Annotated in this window: 17 protein-coding genes and 1 pseudogene; 13 read left to right on the top strand and 5 right to left on the bottom strand. The window is 68.4% G+C overall.

The genetic code is table 11. The features are described 5' to 3' along the window. Positions 1–122: 122 nt before the first annotated feature. Positions 123–1,172: pseudogene (locus tag LQ771_RS04910) on the top strand (sulfate/molybdate ABC transporter ATP-binding protein); the annotation flags it as partial. Between the two features lie 87 nt (positions 1,173–1,259). Here the strand turns inward: LQ771_RS04910 and LQ771_RS04905 are convergent. Next, positions 1,260–2,402 (bottom strand): OprO/OprP family phosphate-selective porin, encoded by a 1,143-nt coding sequence (locus LQ771_RS04905; protein ID WP_231351252.1) that lies wholly within the window; start codon positions 2,400–2,402, stop codon positions 1,260–1,262. A 242-nt stretch (positions 2,403–2,644) separates the two neighbouring features. Between LQ771_RS04905 and LQ771_RS04900 the strand changes: the two genes are divergently transcribed. From LQ771_RS04900 to LQ771_RS04865, 8 genes are all read left to right on the top strand, one after another. Continuing rightward, a complete protein-coding gene (locus LQ771_RS04900; protein WP_231351251.1) occupies positions 2,645–3,559 on the top strand; it encodes a peptidylprolyl isomerase in 915 nt (304 codons plus the stop codon). Between the two features lie 390 nt (positions 3,560–3,949). Next, the gene (locus LQ771_RS04895; RefSeq protein WP_231351250.1) at positions 3,950–4,876 is read left to right on the top strand and encodes an EamA family transporter; all 927 of its coding nucleotides are present in this window, start codon (positions 3,950–3,952) and stop codon (positions 4,874–4,876) included. A 116-nt stretch (positions 4,877–4,992) separates the two neighbouring features. Further along, positions 4,993–5,910 (top strand): 23S rRNA (adenine(2030)-N(6))-methyltransferase RlmJ, encoded by a 918-nt coding sequence (locus LQ771_RS04890; protein WP_231351249.1) that lies wholly within the window; start codon positions 4,993–4,995, stop codon positions 5,908–5,910. 61 nt (positions 5,911–5,971) lie between these two features. Further along, entirely contained in the window at positions 5,972–6,487 is a 516-nt protein-coding gene (locus LQ771_RS04885; RefSeq protein ID WP_231351248.1) for a Slp family lipoprotein, read from the top strand. A 161-nt stretch (positions 6,488–6,648) separates the two neighbouring features. Beyond that, the gene (locus tag LQ771_RS04880) at positions 6,649–7,557 is read left to right on the top strand and encodes a cation diffusion facilitator family transporter (RefSeq protein ID WP_231351247.1); all 909 of its coding nucleotides are present in this window, start codon (positions 6,649–6,651) and stop codon (positions 7,555–7,557) included. Between the two features lie 231 nt (positions 7,558–7,788). Then, complete coding sequence (locus LQ771_RS04875) at positions 7,789–8,715, top strand: aspartyl/asparaginyl beta-hydroxylase domain-containing protein (RefSeq protein WP_425491343.1); 927 nt, start codon at positions 7,789–7,791, stop codon at positions 8,713–8,715. Positions 8,716–8,772: 57 nt separating this feature from the next. Further along, complete coding sequence (gene sigJ, locus LQ771_RS04870) at positions 8,773–9,675, top strand: RNA polymerase sigma factor SigJ (RefSeq protein WP_231351245.1); 903 nt, start codon at positions 8,773–8,775, stop codon at positions 9,673–9,675. A gap of 42 nt (positions 9,676–9,717) precedes the next feature. Further along, complete coding sequence (locus LQ771_RS04865; RefSeq protein ID WP_231351244.1) at positions 9,718–10,176, top strand: carboxymuconolactone decarboxylase family protein; 459 nt, start codon at positions 9,718–9,720, stop codon at positions 10,174–10,176. Between the two features lie 280 nt (positions 10,177–10,456). Here LQ771_RS04865 and LQ771_RS04860 read toward each other — a convergent pair whose 3' ends face one another. From LQ771_RS04860 to grxC, 4 genes are all read right to left on the bottom strand, one after another. Beyond that, positions 10,457–11,881 (bottom strand): DUF2254 family protein, encoded by a 1,425-nt coding sequence (locus tag LQ771_RS04860; RefSeq protein WP_231351243.1) that lies wholly within the window; start codon positions 11,879–11,881, stop codon positions 10,457–10,459. A 144-nt stretch (positions 11,882–12,025) separates the two neighbouring features. Then, a complete protein-coding gene (locus tag LQ771_RS04855) occupies positions 12,026–13,039 on the bottom strand; it encodes an isocitrate dehydrogenase (RefSeq protein ID WP_231351242.1) in 1,014 nt (337 codons plus the stop codon). Positions 13,040–13,327: 288 nt separating this feature from the next. Then, complete coding sequence (locus LQ771_RS04850) at positions 13,328–13,723, bottom strand: carboxymuconolactone decarboxylase family protein (protein ID WP_231351241.1); 396 nt, start codon at positions 13,721–13,723, stop codon at positions 13,328–13,330. Further along, on the bottom strand, positions 13,720–13,983 hold the full coding sequence (gene grxC / locus LQ771_RS04845; RefSeq protein WP_231351240.1) for a glutaredoxin 3: 264 nt from the start codon (positions 13,981–13,983) through the stop codon (positions 13,720–13,722). The genes LQ771_RS04850 and grxC overlap by 4 nt, the downstream gene beginning before the upstream one ends. A gap of 123 nt (positions 13,984–14,106) precedes the next feature. Between grxC and LQ771_RS04840 the strand changes: the two genes are divergently transcribed. From LQ771_RS04840 to ppk1, 4 genes are all read left to right on the top strand, one after another. Beyond that, positions 14,107–15,723, top strand: coding sequence for a M48 family metalloprotease (locus LQ771_RS04840; protein WP_231351239.1), 1,617 nt, complete (start codon positions 14,107–14,109; stop codon positions 15,721–15,723). Positions 15,724–15,897: 174 nt separating this feature from the next. Further along, positions 15,898–16,587 (top strand): phosphate regulon transcriptional regulator PhoB, encoded by a 690-nt coding sequence (phoB, locus tag LQ771_RS04835; RefSeq protein ID WP_231351238.1) that lies wholly within the window; start codon positions 15,898–15,900, stop codon positions 16,585–16,587. 22 nt (positions 16,588–16,609) lie between these two features. After that, positions 16,610–17,656, top strand: a complete 1,047-nt coding sequence (gene phoR / locus LQ771_RS04830; RefSeq protein ID WP_231351237.1) for a phosphate regulon sensor histidine kinase PhoR — start codon at positions 16,610–16,612, stop codon at positions 17,654–17,656. A 141-nt stretch (positions 17,657–17,797) separates the two neighbouring features. Continuing rightward, positions 17,798–19,894, top strand: a complete 2,097-nt coding sequence (gene ppk1 / locus LQ771_RS04825; RefSeq protein ID WP_231351236.1) for a polyphosphate kinase 1 — start codon at positions 17,798–17,800, stop codon at positions 19,892–19,894. The last annotated feature ends 35 nt before the right edge of the window (positions 19,895–19,929 follow it).

Raw genomic sequence — 19,929 nt, 5'->3', positions numbered from 1 at the left:
GTCAACCTCTGCAGGAGCGCACCTGTGCGCAACCCCGGCCCGCACGCTCGCCATCGGCGTCGCGACGCGCGTTGTACACCCCAACTCTCCCGGATGGACTGCCCGCAACACGGAGACGACGCATGACCCTCGAACTGATCGGCCTCAACCGCCGCTTCTCCGACTACCCGGCGCTCAACGACGTCAGCCTGTCGATTGCCCCGGGCGAGTTCCTGGCGCTGCTCGGGCCTTCCGGCTCGGGCAAGACCACCCTGCTGCGCATCCTCGCCGGGCTGGATTACCCGGAAAGCGGCCAGGTCATGTTCAACGGCAAGGACTACCTGGCCGCCGCGCCGCGCGAGCGCAACGTCGGGCTGGTGTTCCAGCACTACGCGTTGTTCCGTCACCTCACCGTGGCCGAGAACGTGGCCTTCGGCCTGCGCGTGCGGCCGCGGCGCACGCGCCCGAAAAGCCACGAGATCGATGCGCGCGTCGAGCAGTTGCTCAAGCGCGTGCAACTGGACGGCTTCGGCAAGCGCTTCCCCTCGCAACTGTCCGGCGGCCAGCGCCAGCGCGTGGCGCTGGCCCGCGCGCTCGCCGTCGAGCCGGACCTGCTGCTGCTGGACGAACCCTTCGGCGCACTCGACGCCCTGGTGCGGGTGACCCTGCGCCGCTGGTTGCGCCGGCTGCACGAGGAACTGGGGCTCACCACCGTGTTCGTCACCCACGACCAGGAAGAGGCGCTGGAACTGGCTGACCGCATCGCGGTGATGAACCGCGGGCGCATCGAGCAGGTGGGCACGCCGCGGGAGATCTACCAGCAACCAGCCACGCCGTTCGTGTGCGAGTTCATCGGCAAGGCGAACCGCTTGACCCTGCGCCGCCAGGGCGCGCACTTCCTCGCCGGGGGCTGCATCTTCGCCGACGAGCCGTGGGCCGGCGAGCACGCCCAGGCGCTCGCCTACGTGCGACCGGAACACCTGACCCTCTCGGCCAATCCGGTGCCCGGCGCCTGGCGCGCGCACCTGCGCCACGTCTACCTCGCCGGCAGCGTGGCACACCTGGACCTGGAGGTCGGGGCGCTGGACCCTCCGCTGGAAGCCGACATCGCCAGCGAAGACCTGGCCAGGATGGGGTTGCATGCCGGCATGGAGCTGTACGTCTCGCCGAGCCGCGCGGTGATCTTCCCGCTGGACCGCGATGGCAAACCGGTCGCCGAAGACCGCTGGCTGTGGCGGACCGGCGTCGCGAGTCCGCCGGTCCGCGTGCCGCTCAAGCGCTCAGAAACTCAACTGGGCACGCATCGCGTAGATGGTGGGGTCCAGCGGTAGGTTGCCGCGGTCGCTGAAGGCGCGGATGACGTTGGCCTGCAGCTTGAAGTGGTCGTTGACGTACCAGTTCAGGCCCAGCGTCCAGTCGTGCTCGCGTCCGCCCATCACCGCGCCGTCGTCCAGGTCGAGCGTGGCGTAGCGCAGCGCCAGTTCCAGCGCGCCCCAGGGATGTTGGGGGGTGAGGCCGGCGACCGAACCGGTCTTGTAGCCGCGCGATTCGCCGGTCAGCGCCCAGGTGCCGAACACGTAGTAGCCGCGGGCGTGGAAGTCGCGCAGGCCGGGGCGTACCGCCTGCATCGCCAGGTACTCGCCCTGCAGCAGCATCGGGCCATGGATCCAGGCCGCTTCCAGGCCCTGGCGGTCGAGCCGGTCGACGCCCCCGAGCGTACCGGTGTCGACCAGGCGTACCGGCGTCAGGTTCACCTCCGGGCGCGCGCGGATGCGGCCGGTGCGGTCGTCGCGCAGTTCGCGCGAGGCCGTCAGGCCCAGATGCACCACCTCGCCCTGCTGCTGCACCGGGTTGTAGACCACCCGTCCGGCGAATGTCTCGCCCGCCGCATCGTCGTTGAGGTCGTGGCGCGTGAAGAAACCCACTTGCAGCAGCCAGCGCGGGATGCCCTGGTAGAACCAGTCGATACCGACGCGACGCCCTTCGTGTACCGCCTGCTCGGGCAGGCTGCGCTCCATGAAGGTCACGCTGCTGGTGGAGGTGTTGCCGTCCTCCCAGCCGACCGGCGTCTTGAACTGGCCAAGGCGGAAGCGTCCCGCCCTGGTTTCCAGGCCGATGTAGTTGTCGACCCAGCTGTTGGCCTGGAAGTCGTAGCCGGCGTTGATCGTGAAGACGCCCTTTTTCTCGACGTAGAGATTGAACTCCTGCCGTCGCCAGGTATGCGCGTCGTCGAACCGGTCGCTGCCGTCGGGCATGCGGTCGCCAGTGAACCGGTTGAGGTCGTATTGCAGCAGGCCCTTGAGGCCCGCATTGACGCCGTTGCCCAGTTCCACGCTGGTGGGCCATGGCTCCGGATCGCCCGCGAGCGCCGGTTGGACCAGCCCGCAGGCCAGAACGGCGGCGGCCAGGATACGTAGATGCATGATCGCTCCCATCGATGGAGAAGCCCTGCCCCGGAGGCAGGCATAACAGGTCGGGGGTTAGCGCGCGATCCACCCGGCGTTCGCCCGCGGTGATGCGTGCGATCGAGAAAGCGAAAACGCGCTGCGGCAAAGCGTGCATTGTCCGCTGGATCCGGCCGATCGCTTCAGAGTCGGCACCCGCATGCGTGGCCGGAACGCTATAAGCTTCCGGATCTCACCCACGCCTGCAGGGGAACCCAAGCATGCGCCATACGCTTATCGCCTTCACGCTCGCCAGCCTCCTCGCCCTGCCCACGCTGGCCGACGAAGCCAGGCCCACGCCGACCGCGAAGGAACTGCTGGCCCGATCGCAGCCGCAGGAATGGCGCACACCCGACCCGTCCAACCTGCTCGACATGAAGCTGCCCGCCGGCCACGTGTTGATCGAGCTGGCGCCGGACTTCACCCCGCTGCACGCGGCCAACATCCGCACGCTGGTGCAAGAGCACTATTTCGACGGCCTGGCGATCGTGCGCGTGCAGGACAACTTCGTCACGCAATGGGACGATCCGGCTGCGGACGACGAGGACAAGGCACACATCAAGCCGCTGGGCACCGCCAGGAAGACCCTGCCGCCGGAATTCACCCGCGCGACCGATGCCAAGCTCGAGTGGACGCCGCTGCCCGACGGTGACGTCTATGCCCCCCAGGTGGGGTTCTCGGAAGGCTTTCCCGTGGCGCGCGATCCGGCGTCCGGCCGCGAGTGGATCGCCCATTGCTACGGCACGGTCGGTGTCGCGCGCGACGTGGGTCCCGAGACCGGCAACGGCAGCGCGCTCTACGCCATCATCGGCCAGGCCCCGCGCGGACTGGACCGCAACCTTGCGGTCGCAGGGCGCGTGATTGATGGCATGGAACTGCTCTCGGCACTCCCCCGCGGTCCGGCGCCGATGGGGTTCTACACGGACAAGTCGATGCGGGTGCCGATCGAGTCGGTGCGGCTGGCGGCCGACATGCCCAAGGCGGAGCGGCCGAGGATCGAGGTGCTGCGCACGGACAGCCCCACGTTCGCGAAACTGGTCGAAGCGAAGCGGAACCGGCGCGATGCGTTCTATACCGTGCCGGCCGGGAAGATCGATTTGTGCAGCATCGGTATCCCGTCGCGCCAGGCGAAGTAATCCGGACAGGGGCCCCTAGGCCGCATGCACCCCGCTCCGCCCAACCTCACCCGCCTGTCGGCTTGCTCGATCGGGGAGAGATTCGGTCGGGTCGTTTGAGAGTGGCGCTTCGACTTCGGCGCTGCGCGCCTACGCCCGGCGCGAACGGTACGGAAAGGAGCCATCCGCACCTGACGTAGCGAAACGAGGTCGAAGCGCTCCTGTGCGAGCGCCACCTGGGGGCCGCGCGCCCGCTCCCGGCACGACCGGTACAGGAAGGAGCCGTTCACCCCGCGAAGCGACGTCGAAGGGTTCCTCCGCGGAAGCCGCATCAACGCCGTGAACCACCCGGATATTCCCCGCGCCCCCCATCCACCTACAATGCGCCCCTCCCCCACGCGCGAACTCCCCATGCAAGCCACTGCCAAGGCCCGCCTGCAGATCCACTTCTGCGTGGTGCTGTGGGGCTTCACCGCGATCCTGGGCAAGCTGATCACGTTGCCGGCCTCGGCACTGGTGTGGTGGCGCATGCTGCTGGTGACGGTGGCGCTGATGATGACGCCGCGCGTGTGGCGCGGACTCAAGGCGATGCCGGCGCGGCTGCGCTGGGCCTATGCCGGGATCGGAGTACTGGTGTCGCTGCACTGGCTGACCTTCTACGCGGCGATCAAGCTCTCCAACGCCTCGGTGGGCGCCACCTGCATCGCGCTGGGGCCGGTGTTCCTGGCCTTCGTCGAACCCTGGATCGCGCGCCGGCGCTTCGACCCGCGCGAGCTGCTGCTCGGCGTGGCGGTGGTGCCGGGGGTGGCGATGGTGGTCGGTGGCGTGCCTGTCGCGATGCGGCTGGGGCTTGTCGTCGGCACCGCCTCGGCGCTGCTGGTGGCGCTGTTCAGCGCGTGCAACAAGCGGCTGGTCGAACATGGCGACCCGCTCACGGTGACCTGCCTGGAACTGGGCACCGGCACGCTGTTCCTCGGCCTGCTGGCGCCGCTGCTGCCGCATGCCGGCAGCGCCTTCGTGCTGCCCGGCCTGCATGACGCGATCCTGCTCGTGCTGCTCGCGTTCGGCTGCACGTTGTTGCCGTTTGCGCTCGCGCTGGTGGCGCTGCGCCACCTGAGCGCGTTCGGCACGCAGATGGTGACCAACCTGGAGCCGGTCTACGCGATCGTGCTGGCCGCCGTGCTGCTGGGCGAACAGCGCGAGCTGGCGTGGCCGTTCTACCTGGGCGTGGCGGTGATCCTGGCCGCCGTGTTCGTGCATCCCTGGCTGAGTCGCCGCAAGGAGCCCGCGCAGCCGGAGTTGCTGGGCGTGACCGAGTCACACAACACCGCCGACTGAACGTAGTCCCGTAGGAGTGCACCCGTGCGCGACTGCACTGCACCGTGGCGTCCGCGGTCGCGCACTCGGTGCGCTCCTACAGGGAAGATAGGGGAACCGGCCTCTATACTGGCGCGATGAATTACCGCCACGCCTACCACGCCGGCAACTTCGCCGACGTCCTCAAGCACGTCGTGTTGTCCGCGCTGATCGACGCGCTCAAGGCCAAGCCCACGCCGTTCGCCGTGATCGATACGCACGCCGGCAGCGGCTGCTACGCGCTCGAAGGCAAGGAGGCGGAAAAGACCGGCGAATGGCGCGAGGGCGTGGGCCGGCTGCTGTTCCCCGACGTCGGTCCGCACGCCAGCACGGGTGGCACGCTGCCACCGCTGCTGCGGCACTGGCTGGACAGCCTGCTGGCGATGCCGGGCAACGAGCATGGCCTGAAGCTGTACCCCGGCTCGCCGCTGCAGGCGGCCATGGCCATGCGCGAGAGCGACAGCGCCCAGCTGTGCGAGCTGCAGCCGGAGGAAGCGGCACGCCTGCGCGAGCTGTTCCATCACGACAGGCGCATGCACGTGCACCAGCGCGACGGCTACGAGGCGCTGAAGGCGCTGCTGCCGCCGAAGGAAAAGCGCGGCCTGGTGCTGATCGACCCGCCGTACGAGGCGCAGGAGGCGGAGTACCGGCTGATCGAGCAGGCGCTCAAGGGCGCGCTGCTGCGCTGGCCCACCGGGGTCTACGCCGTCTGGTATCCGATCAAGCTGCGCAGCCAGGTGCAGCCGTTCCTGCGCTGGCTCGCCCATTGCGGCGCCCGCCGCGTGCTGCGCGCGGAGTTGCTGGTCCATCCGGACGACTCGCCGTTGCGGCTGAACGGCTCGGGCATGGTGATCCTCAACGCGCCATGGAAGCTGGACGACACCCTGCGCGAACCGCTGCGTGCGATGTCCCGGCTGCTCGCGCAGGAGCGCCCGGCCGAATGGCGGCTGGACTGGCTCCTGGAGGAAGGTGCCGCGCCGCCGTCGCCGCTACCGCATTCACGCGGCCGCCGCTAAGCTCGCTCCGGACCGGGACCTACATCCCGCCGCCCCTCTTCGCCAAGGTCAGGAGCCCGCCATGCGCATCCGCCTCGCTTCGATCATGTTCCGCCCGCTCGTGTCCGCCACGCTGCTGATGCTGGCCGCCTGCGCCCCCGCGCCGATCTACAAGCCCGCGCCCGGCGCGGTAGCCGCCGCGCCGTACCAGGTGGCACAGTCGCCCGAGCAGTTCGCCAGCAAGCAGGTGATCTGGGGTGGCCGCATCGTGGGGGTGACCAACCTCGCCGATCACAGCGAGGTGGAGATCCTCGCCTACCCGCTGGACAAGTCGCAGCGGCCACAGGCCAACGACAGCGGCAACGGCCGCTTCATCGCGGTCATGCCCGGCTATGTCGAATCGCTCGATTACCCGCCCGGCGGCCTGATCACGGTCAACGGCCAGCTCAACGGCAGTCGCGCCGGCAAGGTCGGCCAGGCGGACTACGTGTTCCCGCTGGTGCAGGTGAACCAGTCGCACGTGTGGACCGCCGACGAGATGAACAAGGGCAAGAACAACGTGCATTTCGGCGTCGGGGTCGGTGTCGGCATCCGCTGAGGCGCGGGACCTTGTAGGAGCCCACTTGTGGGCGATGCCCTTCCAAGACGCTGGCGCAAGAGCATCGCCCACAAGTGGGCTCCTGCCAAGAGCGGTTTGCCGGCGCGCAATTTCTTGCGCTGCCCTAGACTAGCCGGCTCACCTGCCACGGAAACGGTTTCATGTCCGGTCACGCCAATTCGCTCAAGGCGATCTTCCTCGCGCTCGGCGCCAACTTCGCCATCTTCATCGCCAAGCTGGTGGCCGCCTTCGTGACCGGTTCGGGCGCCATGCTCGCCGAAGCGGTGCACTCGCTGGCCGACTGCGGCAACCAGGGCCTGTTGCTGCTGGGCATGCGCCAGGCAAAGAAGCCGCCGTCGGACGAATACCCGCTGGGCTGGGGCCGCGCGATGTACTTCTGGTCGTTCCAGGTGGCGATCCTGCTGTTCAGCGTCGGCGGCATGTTCTCGGTCTACGAGGGCGTGCACAAGCTCAGCCATCCGGAGCCGCTGAAGTGGCCTTGGCTGGCGCTGGGCGTGCTGGTGTTCGGCATCGTCGCCGAGGGCATTTCCATGCGCGGCTGCATGCAGGAGGTCAACAAGGCGCGCGGCGAGCAGAACCTGTGGACCTGGTTCCGCGAGACCCGCTCCAGCGAGCTGCTGGTGATCTTCGGCGAAGACCTCGCAGCGCTGATCGGCCTGTGCCTGGCCGCGCTGGCGGTGGGCGCCACCATGCTCACCGGCAACCTGCTGTTCGACGCCGTTGGCACCATCGCCATCGGCGTGCTGCTGGTGGTGGTGGCGGTGGCGCTGGCGATCGAGGTCAAGGCCCTGCTGATCGGCCAGGGCGTGGAGCCGCGCCGGCGTGCCGAGCTGATGGCATTCCTGCAGAACCGCCCGGAAGTGGCGAAGGTGCTCAACCTGATCACCCTGCAGATGGGCCCGGACGTGATGGTGTCGATCAAGGCAAAGATGGAGCCCTGCGCCGGCGACCGCGCGCTGATCGACGCGATCAACAGCGTCGAACGGGCGATGAAGGCGCAATTTCCCGACATCCGTTGGAGCTTCTTCGAGCCGGACGTGACGGACTAGCATGCTTTACTTCCTCTCCCCGGCGGGGAAAGGATCGAGGTGAAAGGCCGGGGCTCGCGGGGAGTCCCATCAGAGCCACGCTTCGATCTTCTCCTGCCGCAAGAGTGGCCCCTCACCCCAGCCCTCTCTCCGGCGGGGAGAGGGAGCAGATAGCCGCTCCGTCCAAAGCCTTTTGCCAGCGTAGAATGGGCCGCCCGACCCGCGATCCAGCCCATGATCCTCACACCCCGCCTGATCGTCCTGCTGCTGCTCCTGCTGTTCGCGCTCTGCGTGCTTCTGGTGCACCTGCGCGGGCGGGCGCGACTGCGCTTCGACCGCCAGCTGGTCGACCATTCGGCCATCTTCGCGCCGTACAACCTGCTGATGTACGCCTTCTCGGCGGTGCCGGCCCGGCCGATCCTGGATCGCCGCGGCTTCCCCCAGCTGGACCTGCTGCAGGCCAACTGGCAGACCATCCGCGAGGAGGCGCTGCGCCTGTTCGACGAGGGCCACATCCGCGCCGCCGAAAAGCACAACGACGCGAGCTTCAACAGCTTCTTCAAGCAGGGCTGGAAGCGCTTCTACCTCAAGTGGTACGGCGAGCCGCTCGCCTCGGCCGAGGCGCTGTGCCCGAAGACGGTCGAGCTGCTCAACGCCATCCCCAGCATCAAGGCGGCGATGTTCGCCACGCTGGCGCCGCACAGCAAGCTCAACCCGCACCGCGACCCGTTCGCCGGCTCGCTGCGCTACCACCTGGGCCTGATCACACCCAACTCGCGCGACTGCCGCATCTTCGTCGACGGCGAGGAACACGCCTGGGGCGACGGCAAGGACGTGGTGTTCGACGAGACCTACGTGCACTGGGTGGAAAACAAGACCGACCAGACCCGCGTGATCCTGTTCGCCGACGTCGAGCGCCCGCTGCGTACGCGCTGGATGGGAGCGATCAACCATCGCGTGGGCGCCTTCATGGGCAAGATCACCGCCTCGCCGAATGCGGACAACGGCGCCGAGAAGGTCGGCTTCGTCAACCGCATGTACGCGCTCAACCAGCGCGGTCGCGAACGCAGCAAGGGGTTCAAGCGCCGCCACCCGAAGCTGTTCCGCGCCCTCAAGTACGCCGGCATCGTGCTGCTGATGTGGCTGGTGTTCCTGGCGCCGTGGCCGCTGGTGCGCTGAGGGCGGTCACGTTTCGCTCCGGTCATGCGTCCTGGCCGTATCCCACCGGAGATTTCCATGGACGCCGAGACCGCCCTGTTCCAGCAACACCGCGCGCGCCTGTTCGGGCTGGCCTACCGCATGCTCGGCTCGCCGAGCGACGCCGAGGACGTGCTGCACGACGCCTGGCTGCGCTGGCACGCGCAGGACACCGCTATCCTCGACGACCCGGAGGCCTGGCTGGTCACGGTCACCACCCGCCTGGCGCTCGACCGCCTGCGCCGTGCCAGGCGCGAGCGCGAGCATTACACCGGCCCCTGGCTGCCCGAGCCACTGGTCCCCGATGACGACCATCCGGAAGCCGAACTGGAGCGCGGCGAAACGCTCACGCTGTCCTTCCTTCTGCTGCTCGAACGGCTGAGTCCGGAAGAGCGCGCCGCCTTCCTGTTGCACGAGGTGTTCGACTACAGCCACGCGGAGGCCGCCGCCATCCTGGGCATTGCCGAGGATGCCTGCCGCCAGCGCGTGCACCGTGCCAGGACGCGCCTGCGCGGAGGGCGGCCGCGTTTCAACGTGGATGTCCCGACCAGGCAGCGCATGCTGCAGCGCTTCGTCGAGGCCATGAAGAAACCCGACCTCGAAACGCTGCGCGCACTGTTTGCCGAGGATGCGATTGCCATTGCCGACGGCGGTGGCGTGGTACGCGCCGTGCTGCGTCCCCTGCAGGGTGTCGAGCGGCTGGCCCGCCTCTACATGCAGCTCGGCAGCCGCTTCTATTCGCTCCCCGAAGTGGAGTTCACTATCGCGATGCTCAATGGAGAACCGGTACTGCTGGCCCGGGTCGACGACACACTGGTCAGCGCGACGTGGATCGAGTGCGAGGGCGACCGCATCACCGCCACGCTGGCCCTGCGCCACCCCGCCAAGCTGGCACGCCTGGCGGCGGTCACGAACGCGGCATCCCGGGCGTCCTTGCATTGAACGGCCCATTCCGGGGCCGCTTTTCCAGCCAAGGAGCCTTCCATGTCCCGTTTCGCCATCCAACGCCACTACAAGTCGATGATGCCGCTGGTCCAGCTCGGCAAGCAGGTCCATGACGCCGGCCGCCTGGACGCGCGCCTGATCGACCTGGTGCTCATGCGGGTTTCGCAGATCAACGGCTGCGCCTACTGCCTGGACATGCACAGCAAGGACGCCCGCGCCGCGGGCGAAACCGAGCAGCGCCTGTACGTGCTGCCGGCCTGGCGCGAGACCACCCTGTTCGACGAACGCGAGCGCATCGCCCTGGCCTGGGCCGAGGAGCTGACCGAGCTCGCCTCGCACGAGGCGGTTTCCGACGCCCTCTACGACCAGGCCCGCCAGCACTTCGACGAAGACGCGCTGGTCGACCTCACGCTATTGGTCGTGACAATCAACGGCTGGAACCGCATCAACGTCGCAGCCCGTACGATCGGCGGGAGCTACCAGCCCGGAATGCACTGAGCAAACACGGGCTCAGCAGTCCGCGCACTCGAGATCCCAGATTACCGAGCTCTCCGCGCCGCTTCATTCCAAGCCTTCCCCCGCCTCGCGGGGGAAGGTGCCGACAGGCGAAGGGGGCAAGCAGCGCGAGTGACCCGCCTTTGGTGAACCGGGAACACCACGGCCGCAAACGATGCGCGGCCACCACGTCCCAAACGGCGACGACCCAGCGTTGATCGAGAGCCCTCTATCGCCAGCCCGCGTCGCCGCTACCTGTCCACTGGCGCATCGCTCCGGTCGGTCAGTCCCCCGCGGAACCGCGGGTCGCACGCGAACCGAGCTTCCCCAGCGACGCGGACATGGCCTGGTGCGCGGCACGTACTTCGGCAGCAAGGTCGCGCTGCTGGGCCACGTCGAGGGCTACGGCCAGTTCGGTCAGCGCACTGTCGAGCTCGACCGTCAACACGTGCTCGCCGAGCCCGGACAGGCTGCTGCGGATCAGCCTTCGCGCCCGCGGCTGCTGCTCGGGCGGCAACCGGCCGAACATCAACACGAAGCTGCGCACGAACGAGGCCATGGTTTGCGACTGCATCGATTCGGAGGTGACCACCGCCAGTATCTCGAACGTATCGAGCAGTTTCGCGAAGACGTTGTCCTCATAGACGACCGGCACCTCAGGCGGGCGCCGCTCGTGCGTCTCGTGCCCTTCTGCCGACCAGCGCGCCATCAGATCACGCAGGGTGTGCAGCACCATCCGGCCAGGCGCCGGGTTGGACTTGGCGGTCGAAACCGAGGTCCAGCCGATCACCGCCAGCTGATCGATGCCGTAGGCCGGGTCACCGTCCAGATCGCGCTGCTGTTCAAGCCGGATTGCGTTGCGCACGGCATCGACCAGGCTTGCCGGCGCGCGCTCCGTAGTCGTGCGGATGGTCGCCAGCATGTCCTCGAAGGCAACGTAGTGGCCGATCGCGATCGCCAGGACAACCTCCGCGTCGGGTGTCTCGGCGAGCGCCGCCGCCATGGCGTCCAGATCCACCCGCACCACGTAACCGTGCTCGGCGGCGCGCACGGGCGTGGACAACGACGCCTTGCCGGACGCCTCGCGCCGTGTGCGCCGGAGGAAGTCATGCTGGGCGCGGCGCGCACGCAGGATGTGGTCGTGGATGGACTCGATGACCACCACCGGACGCATCTGGTTGATGGTGGTGTAGAGCAGCACGATGATCAGCGACATCGCCACGAAGGTAAGCACCAGTGCCACGGTCGCGCCGAACACCGGGTTGTACGGCCGGTTGACGGTAGCGAGGATCAGCAGCATGTAGACCGCCAGGCCCACGAAAAAGCCGAAGTAGAGCTGGTTCAGGCGGCGTCGCAGGAACTGGTCGTAGACCACCGGGGTGAGCGCACCGGCCGCCTGCTGCACGGCCAGCAGCAGCAGCGAGAAGGTGATCGAGGTGACGGTGATGATGCTGCCGGCGATCGTCGAAAGCAGCGATGCGGTGGCCTCCGCATCGCGGAACAGCACCACGCGGATGGTGGTGCGCAGCGGCTCGAGCCAGCCAGGCCGCGACGAATCCAGCGCCGAAGTGATTGCCGCGAGCAGCAGGAAGCCGACGATGAGCAGGCTTGGCAGGCCCAGGAATTCGACGAACGCGCGGCGGACGGTTTCCCAGGCTTTCTTCAGTGGGCTTTCGCCCTCGCGGGCATGGCGTTGGGCATCTGACATGCGGTGAGCTCCATGGCCTCGGTTCCGCTTGCAACCCCTGCAAGCGGGCAGCGCTTCGGCGCGAGCCGAAGCGCTTCAGAGATCAGAGCATCACGGGCGTGGCGCTGCCGTCCACGCGCCACCCGCCCAGCCACTATGGGTGCCTCAGGCAGCCAGACGGCGGGCGATCGCTTCGCCGAAGCTGGCGGTGCTGCCCCTGCCGCCCAGGTCCGGAGTTACGTGGTCATGGTCGTGGGCCATGGTCTCGCGGATGGCAGTACGGAGGCGGGTGCCCTTGTCGACCATGCCCAGGTGGTCGAGCATGTCGGCCGCGGCCAGCAGCAGCGCGCAGGGATTGGCGATGCCCTTGCCAGCGATGTCCGGGGCCGAGCCGTGCACGGCTTCGAAAATGGCCGCGTGCTCGCCGATGTTGTCGCCCGGGGCCAGCCCCAGGCCGCCGACCAGGCCGGCGCACAGGTCCGAGAGGATGTCGCCGAACAGGTTGGTGGTCACGATCACGTCGAACTGCTCGGGCTTCATCACCAGCTGCATGCAGGTGTTGTCCACGATCATCTCGTTGAACTCGATCTGCGGGTATTCCCTGGCGATCTCGCGCGCCACGTTGAGGAACATGCCCGAGGCGGTCTTGATGATGTTGGCCTTGTGCACCGCGGTGACCTTCTTGCGGCCCTTCCTGACGGCCATCTCGAAGGCGTAGCGCACGATGCGCGCGCAGCCCTTGCGGGTGACGCGGATCATCGAGGTGGCGATCTCGCCATCCTCCGATACGCTCTGGCCTTCGGCCAGGTAGGCGCCCTCGGTGTTCTCGCGCACCGTGATGATGTCGATGTTCTCGTAGCGCGCCTTCGTCCCCGGGAAGCTGATCGCCGGACGCACGTTGGCATACAGGTCGAAATGGCGGCGCAGGGTGACGTTGATCGAGGTGAAACCGCCCCCGACCGGCGTGGTCAGCGGCCCCTTGAGCGCGACCTTGTGCTCGGCGATCTTGTCCAGCGTCGCCTTGGGCAGCAGTTCGCCGTGCTTCTCCAGCGCCACCATGCCGGCGTCGACGAAGTCGTAGTTCAGGCCGCAGTCGAGCGCGTCGAGCACGCGCAGGGTGGCGGTCATGATTTCCGGACCGATGCCGTCGCCCGGGATCACGGCGATGGTTTTGCTCATGGGGGACTCCTTGGGGGACTGATCGCGGCCGTGCGGCGAGACACGCGCGCGGCAAAGGGCCCATTATCGCCGATGCGGCCCCGTGCCGGCAGCAGGCAGGACGCGCCAGGGCGTTGCAAATCCTCGCATGGAGCGTTGCGGTTCATCGCACTGCATCCCGGACCGGCGGGCGCGCCGCGGGAGCGCACCTGTGCGCGACCGCCATGCACGCCTGCCCGGGGAGACCCGGCGTCTTCGGTCGCGCACAGGTGCGCTCCTACGGGTTCACACGGGGTTTCCGGATGGCAGCTACGCGTGGTCGGCGCAGGCGGCGCCTTCGGTCTGGCCGCCCTCGAGCCGGTCCAGGAAATCCACCGCGCGGCGCAGGTGCGGGATCACGATCGAGCCGCCCACCACCAGGCCCACGCTGAAGGTTTCGAAGAACTCCTCGCGGGTGACACCCGCCTCCTTGCACTGCGCCACGTGGTAGCTGATGCAGTCGTCGCAGCGCAGCACCATCGAGGCGACCAGGCCCAGCAGCTCCTTGGTCTTGACGTCGAGCGCGCCGGGCTTGTAGGTCTGCGTGTCGAGTGCGAAGAAGCGCCGCACGACCTGGTTGTCCTCGGCCAGGATGCGCTCGTTCATGCGCTGGCGGAAAGCAGTGAACTCCGCCAGCCGGTCCTTGCTCTTGTCGGCGTCGCTCATGCAGCCTCGCCCAGCAGTCGGGCCAGCTTGCCGCTGCGGTCGGCGGCCACCAGGTCGTCGTAGCCGCCCACGTGCTGGTCGTTGATGAAGATCTGCGGCACCGTGCGCCGACCGCCGCTGCGCTCGAGCATCAGGTCGCGCTGGGCCGGGTCGGCATCCACGCGCACCTCGTTCCATTCGAGTCCCTTGGACTTGAGCAGGTTCTTGGCGGCCACGCAGTAGGGACACACGGCGGTGGAGTAGACCTCGATCTTGGGCATGACTGACACTCCGGACAACACGAAACAGGTGCTTCAGGTGGGGCCGCTGCCTGCATTTGCAAGCAACGGATGATGAACCGAAGCCGCCGACGGCGGTCTACGGTGATGTATTGTCGCCCACCTATGGCCATGGCACCACGACTCGTCCCCCGCCTGCTGATCGCGCTGGTCACCGCCTGCCTCGCCTTCGGCGCGGGCGCGCAGGAGGACATCCGCCTGCCGGACCTGGGCAGCTCCGCCGACGCGCTGATCTCGCCACGGGACGCGCGGGCCTACGGGGCCTCCATGCTGCGCGAGATGCGCTCGCTGGACATGGTGGTGGAAGATCCGCTGCTGGACGACTACATCAACGACCTGGGTTACCGCCTGGTGGCCGGCAGCGATCGTCCGAAGGACCGTTTCACCTTCTTCATGGTCAAGGACGAGGAGATCAACGCCTTCGCCGCGCCCGGCGGGTACATCGCGGTCAACTCCGGCCTGGTCGCCATCACCCGCAGCGAAGGCGAGCTGGCCGGCGTGATCGCACACGAGATCGGGCACATCACGCAGAACCACCTGCAGCGCGCGTTCGAGGAGTCGAGGAAGGACGCACCGCTGATGGCACTGGTCCTGCTCGGCGCGGTCGTCGCCGGTGCCGGCTCGCACAGCGGCGATTCGCCAATGGCGGTGCTGGCGGCCGGCCAGGGCCTGATCGCGCAGCGCTCGATCAACTTCACCCGCAAGGACGAGATCGAGGCCGACCGCGTGGGCATCCAGACGCTGGCCAACGCCGGCTACGATCCGCGCGCGATGGCCAGCTTCTTCGAGCGCATGCAGGACACTCTGCGAGCCGGTTCCGGCGGCACCGACGTGCCCGCGTTGCTGCAGACCCACCCGGTGACGCTCGCGCGCATCAGCGACGCCAAGTCGCGCGCGGGCGCGCTGCTGGAGGCGCAGAAGCTGCGCCCGAGCGGCACCACGCTGGTGCGCAGCGACTGGGAGAAGACCACCGCCCCGATCGCCTACGTGAAGGATCCCACTGCCCTGCTCGCCACCGCTCCGCGCAAGGACGGGCTGGACACCTACGCGCTCATGCGCGAACGCACCCGCGTGCTGGCCGGCGACGCCTCCAAACTGGTCCATTACTACGACGCCAGCTTCGGCATGGCCGGTTTCGATACGCCGGCCACCCGCTACGGCTATGCACTGGCATTGACCCGCAGCGGCGCCGGCGCGCGTGCGATCGTGCAACTCAAGCCACTGCTCGCCGCCCACCCGGACAGCCTGATCCTCGACCTGGCGATGGCCGACGCCCAATTGCAGGCCGGCCAACGCGCCGACGCGCTTGCGCGCTACGCACGCCTCAACGCCCGCTCGCCGCGCAACCGCGCGGTGGCGCTGGCCTACGCCAAGGCACTGACCGCCGGCGGCGACACCGGGCAGGCAACGCTTGCGGCCTCCCTGCTGCGCCCGCTGCTGGACGATGCCGACGAGCCGGACATCTACCGCAGCTACGCCCGCGCCAGCGACAAGGCCGGCGACAGCGTGCGCGCCGGCGAGGCCTATTCGGACGCCAGCTACCTGTCCGGCCGTCCGTTCGATGCCATGGAGCAGTTGAAGCGCCTGCTCAAGCGCGACGACCTGGACTACTACGCCCGCGCGCGCATCCAGGCCCGCATCGCCGACCTGACGCCGCTGCTGCTGGAACTGCGCAAGCGCAAGGTGCAGACGGTGGACAATCCGGACGGGCGGAGCCAGTAGGCCACCCCACTGTTCGCCGTGGGCGTGGCATGCGCAAGCGGGCGCTGCCATGGAGCGGCGCAGTGGCGGCCGGCAGCCGACGCTCGGGGCGGACGGTTGTCGTGGCCGCCCCTGTCATCGCCGCGTAACATTGCCCCACTGCAATAAGCCCGTCACAGGCCAGGCGCAAACCGCGTGCACAAGCGCATCCTCATCGTCGAAGACGAAGCTTCCATCCGCGACATGGTCGCCTTCGCCCTGCGCAAGGCGGGCATGGAGGCGATGCAGGCGGCCGACGCCCGCGCGGCCCAGATCGCCATTGCCGAACAGGTGCCCGACCTGATCCTGCTCGACTGGATGCTGCCGGGCACCAGCGGGCTGGAGCTGGCGCGGCGGCTGCGCAAGGAGGAGCTCAGCCGCGAGATCCCGATCATCATGCTCACCGCGCGCGGCGAGGAGATGGATCGGGTCAATGGCCTGGAAGCCGGCGTGGACGACTACGTGGTCAAGCCCTTCTCCACCCGCGAACTGCTCGCCCGCATCAAGGCGGTGCTGCGCCGCAGCCAGGGCGACGACGGTACCGGCATGGTGGAACTGGGCGGCCTGCGCATCGATGGCCCGGCGCATCGCGTCTTTGCCGGCGAGGAGCCGGTGCCGATCGGGCCCACCGAGTACCGTCTGCTGTACTTCTTCATGACCCACCCCGAGCGCGTCTACACCCGTGCGCAGCTGCTCGACCACGTATGGGGCGGCAGCGTGTACGTGGAAGAGCGCACGGTCGACGTTCACATCCGCCGCCTGCGCAAGACGCTGGAGCCCTGGCAACTGGACGCCATGGTGCAGACCGTGCGCGGCTCCGGCTACCGCTTCTCGGCAAGCCCGTGAGGGCCGCAAACCCGACTCCCGCATGAAACACCGCGCCCGCCGCCTCGCCCTTGCCCTGCACGACCTCCGCGACGCGGCCGACAGCCTGCCCGACGCGGTCGTGCTGCTGGACGAGGCCTGGCGTGTGCGCTGGTTCAACCGCGCCGCCGAAACGCTGCTGGGCCTGCGCCGCGGCAAGGATCGCGGCGTGCTGTTGTCCGAGCGCTTGCAGGGCACCGAGCTCGCCGCCTGGCTGCGCGCCGGCGCGCGGGTACCGTTGCACGACGTGGCGGCACCCGGCCGCGCCGAAGGCCGCCTGGATCTCTCGGTACAGCCCTTCGGCCGGCGGCAGCGGATGCTGCTGGCCCGCGACATCAGCCCGCTGACCCGGCTGGAACAGATCCGCCGCGACTTCGTGGCCAACGTCTCGCACGAGCTGCGCACCCCGCTGACCGTGATCCACGGCTACCTGGAGCTGCTCGATCCCGAAGACGTGCCAGAGCTGGCCCCGGTGCTCGGCGAAATGCGCGCGCAGTCCAGGCGCATGGGCCAGATCGTGGAAGACCTGCTGACGCTCTCGCGCCTGGAAACCCAGGAGCACGTGGTCGACGAACGCGTGCCGATGGCCGGCCTGCTCGCGACCCTGCGCAAGGAAGCCGAGGCGCTGAGCCAGGGTCGTCACCAGATCACCCTCCAGGTGGAAACCGACGACGACCTGCTCGGCTCGCCGAAGGATCTGCACAGCGCGCTGTCCAACCTGATCAGCAATGCCGTGCGCTACACCCCCAGCGGTGGCCGCATCACCATCCGCTGGCAGCGCACGGACGAGGGCGCGACCTATTCGGTGACCGATACCGGCTACGGCATTCCCGCCAGCCACCTGGCGCGGCTGACCGAGCGCTTCTATCGCGTGTCCTCCAGCCGCTCGCGCGAGACCGGCGGCACCGGACTGGGGCTGTCCATCGTCAAGCACGTGCTGAACCTGCACCAGGCGCGGTTCAGCGTCCAGAGCACGCCCGGCAAGGGCTCCACCTTCGCCTGCCATTTCGGTCCCGAACGCCTGCTCCCGGCCGAACCCGGCCCCCTGTAGCGGCACATCCCCAGCACAACCGCGGCCATCGTGGTCGCGCATCAGCAGCGTTCCTGCCGTGGTTTCCGCGGCTGAAGGATGCCCTACCGACATGACCGCGCCGGGTGTACTTGGGCTCGGCATCGTCCAGAATGGGCACCCATGGCCCGCAAACCGACGCAAACCGCCACAGCGATCGCCGACGTGTCCGCCCCGGAGCTGTACCTGAGCCGCGAGCTGGCCGCGCTGGAGTTCAACTTCCGCGTGCTCGCCATGGCCCACGACCCGGCCGTACCGCTGCTGGAACGGCTGCGCTACCTGAGCATCGTTGCCAACAACCTCGATGAGTTCTTCGAGGTGCGCGTGGCCATGCTCAAGCACCACCACGCGTACGGCTCGGCCGCGCCGGGGCCGGACGGGCTGTCTTCCGGCGAACTGCTCGCACGCATCCGCACGCGCGTGCTGGACCTGGTCACCGAGCAGTACGCCACCTGGCAGGAGCAGCTCAAGCCGCAGCTGGACGCCGAGGGCATCCGTTTCCTCACCCGCCACCAGTGGAACCCGGTGCAGCGGCGCTGGCTGCAGGGCTACTTCGAGCACGAGGTGCTGCCGGTGCTCTCGCCACTGGGGCTGGACCCGGCGCATCCGTTCCCGCGCATCCTCAACAAGACGCTCAACATCGCGGTGGTGCTGCAGGGCCGCGATGCGTTCGGCCACGAGGGCCACATGGCGCTGGTGCGCGCGCCGCGATCACTGCCGCGCATCGTCAAGCTGCCGTCCGAAGTCGGTGGCGGCGGCGACGACTTCGTGTTCCTGGCGGAGCTGTTGCAGGCCTTCGTCGACCTCATGTTCCCGGGCTTCAAGGTGGTCGGTTCCTACCAGTTCCGCGTGACCCGCAACAGCGAACTGATCGTGGAGGAGGCGGAGGTGGAAAACCTCGCCCGCGCGCTCAGCGAAGAGCTGCTCGGCCGCGGTTACGCACGACCGGTGCGGCTGGAGATCGCCAACGACTGTCCCAGGGCGATCACCACGATGCTGGTGGCCAACTTCGAGCTGGAGGAATCGGACGTCTACCGCTGCGACGGACCGGTCAACATCATCCGCGCAGGCGGCATCTACGATCACGTGGACCGGCCCGAGCTGAAGTTCCCGCGCTTCGTGCCCCGCCTGCCGGCGGCGATCGAGCCGGGCGCCAACCTGTTCGAGCTGATCGGCCAGCGCGACGTGCTGCTGCACCACCCCTACGAGAGTTTCGCCGCGGTGGTCGACCTGCTGCGCCAGGCCGCGGCCGATCCCGCCGTGCTGGCGATCAAGCAGACGCTCTACCGGGCCGGCGAGGACACTCCGCTGGTGGACCTGCTGGTGGAGGCCGCGCGCAACGGCAAGGACGTCACCGTGGTGATCGAGCTGCGCGCGCGCTTCGACGAGGAGGCCAACATCCGCCTGGCCACCCGGCTGCAGGAGGCCGGCGTGCAGGTGGTCTACGGCGTGGTCGGTTTCAAGACCCACGCCAAGATGATGCTGATCGTGCGCCGCGAGACGGACATGCTGCGCCGCTACGTGCACCTGTCCACCGGCAACTACCACCAGGCCAACAGCCGCATGTACACCGACATCGGCCTGATGACCGCCAACCCGGAGATCGGCGAGGACCTGCACAAGGTCTTCCAGCAGCTCTCGGGCCTGGGCTCGGTGATCAGTCTCAAGCGCCTGCTGCATTCGCCGTTCACGCTTTACAAGAGCGTGGTTGCCAAGATCGAGCGCGAGACCGCCAACGCACGGGCCGGCAAGCGCGCACGCATCGTCGCCAAGCTCAACGCGCTCAACGAATCGCATGTGATCGCCGCGCTCTATCGCGCCTCGCAGGCTGGCGTGGAGATCGACCTCATCGTACGCGGCGCCTGCACCCTGCGGCCCGGCCTGCCGGGGATCTCCGAGCACATCCGCGTGCGCTCGATCGTGGGGCGGTTCCTGGAACACAGCCGGGTGTACTGGTTCGCCAACGACGGCCAGCCGGAGATCTACTGCGCCAGCGCCGACTGGATGGAGCGCAACCTGATGCGGCGCATCGAGGTGGCCTTCCCGATCCTCGACCCGGTCCTGGCCGCGCGCGTGTTCGAGGAGACGCTGGCCAACGGCCTGGCCGACAACACCCAGGCCTGGCTGCTGGGCAGCGACGGCCGCTACACCCGTGCCGTGCCGGGCGACCAGCCACCGCACAGCGCGCAACAGACACTGCTGGACAAGATCTGCGCATGAGCTTCGAAGCGGCGACCTGCGGTTCCGGGAGCGCC

Source organism: Frateuria soli (genome assembly GCF_021117385.1).
GTDB classification, from domain to species: Bacteria; Pseudomonadota; Gammaproteobacteria; order Xanthomonadales; family Rhodanobacteraceae; genus Frateuria_A; species Frateuria_A soli.
The sequence above is the reverse complement of the archived record's forward strand: the minus strand, read 5'-3'. Positions and strand labels throughout refer to the sequence as shown.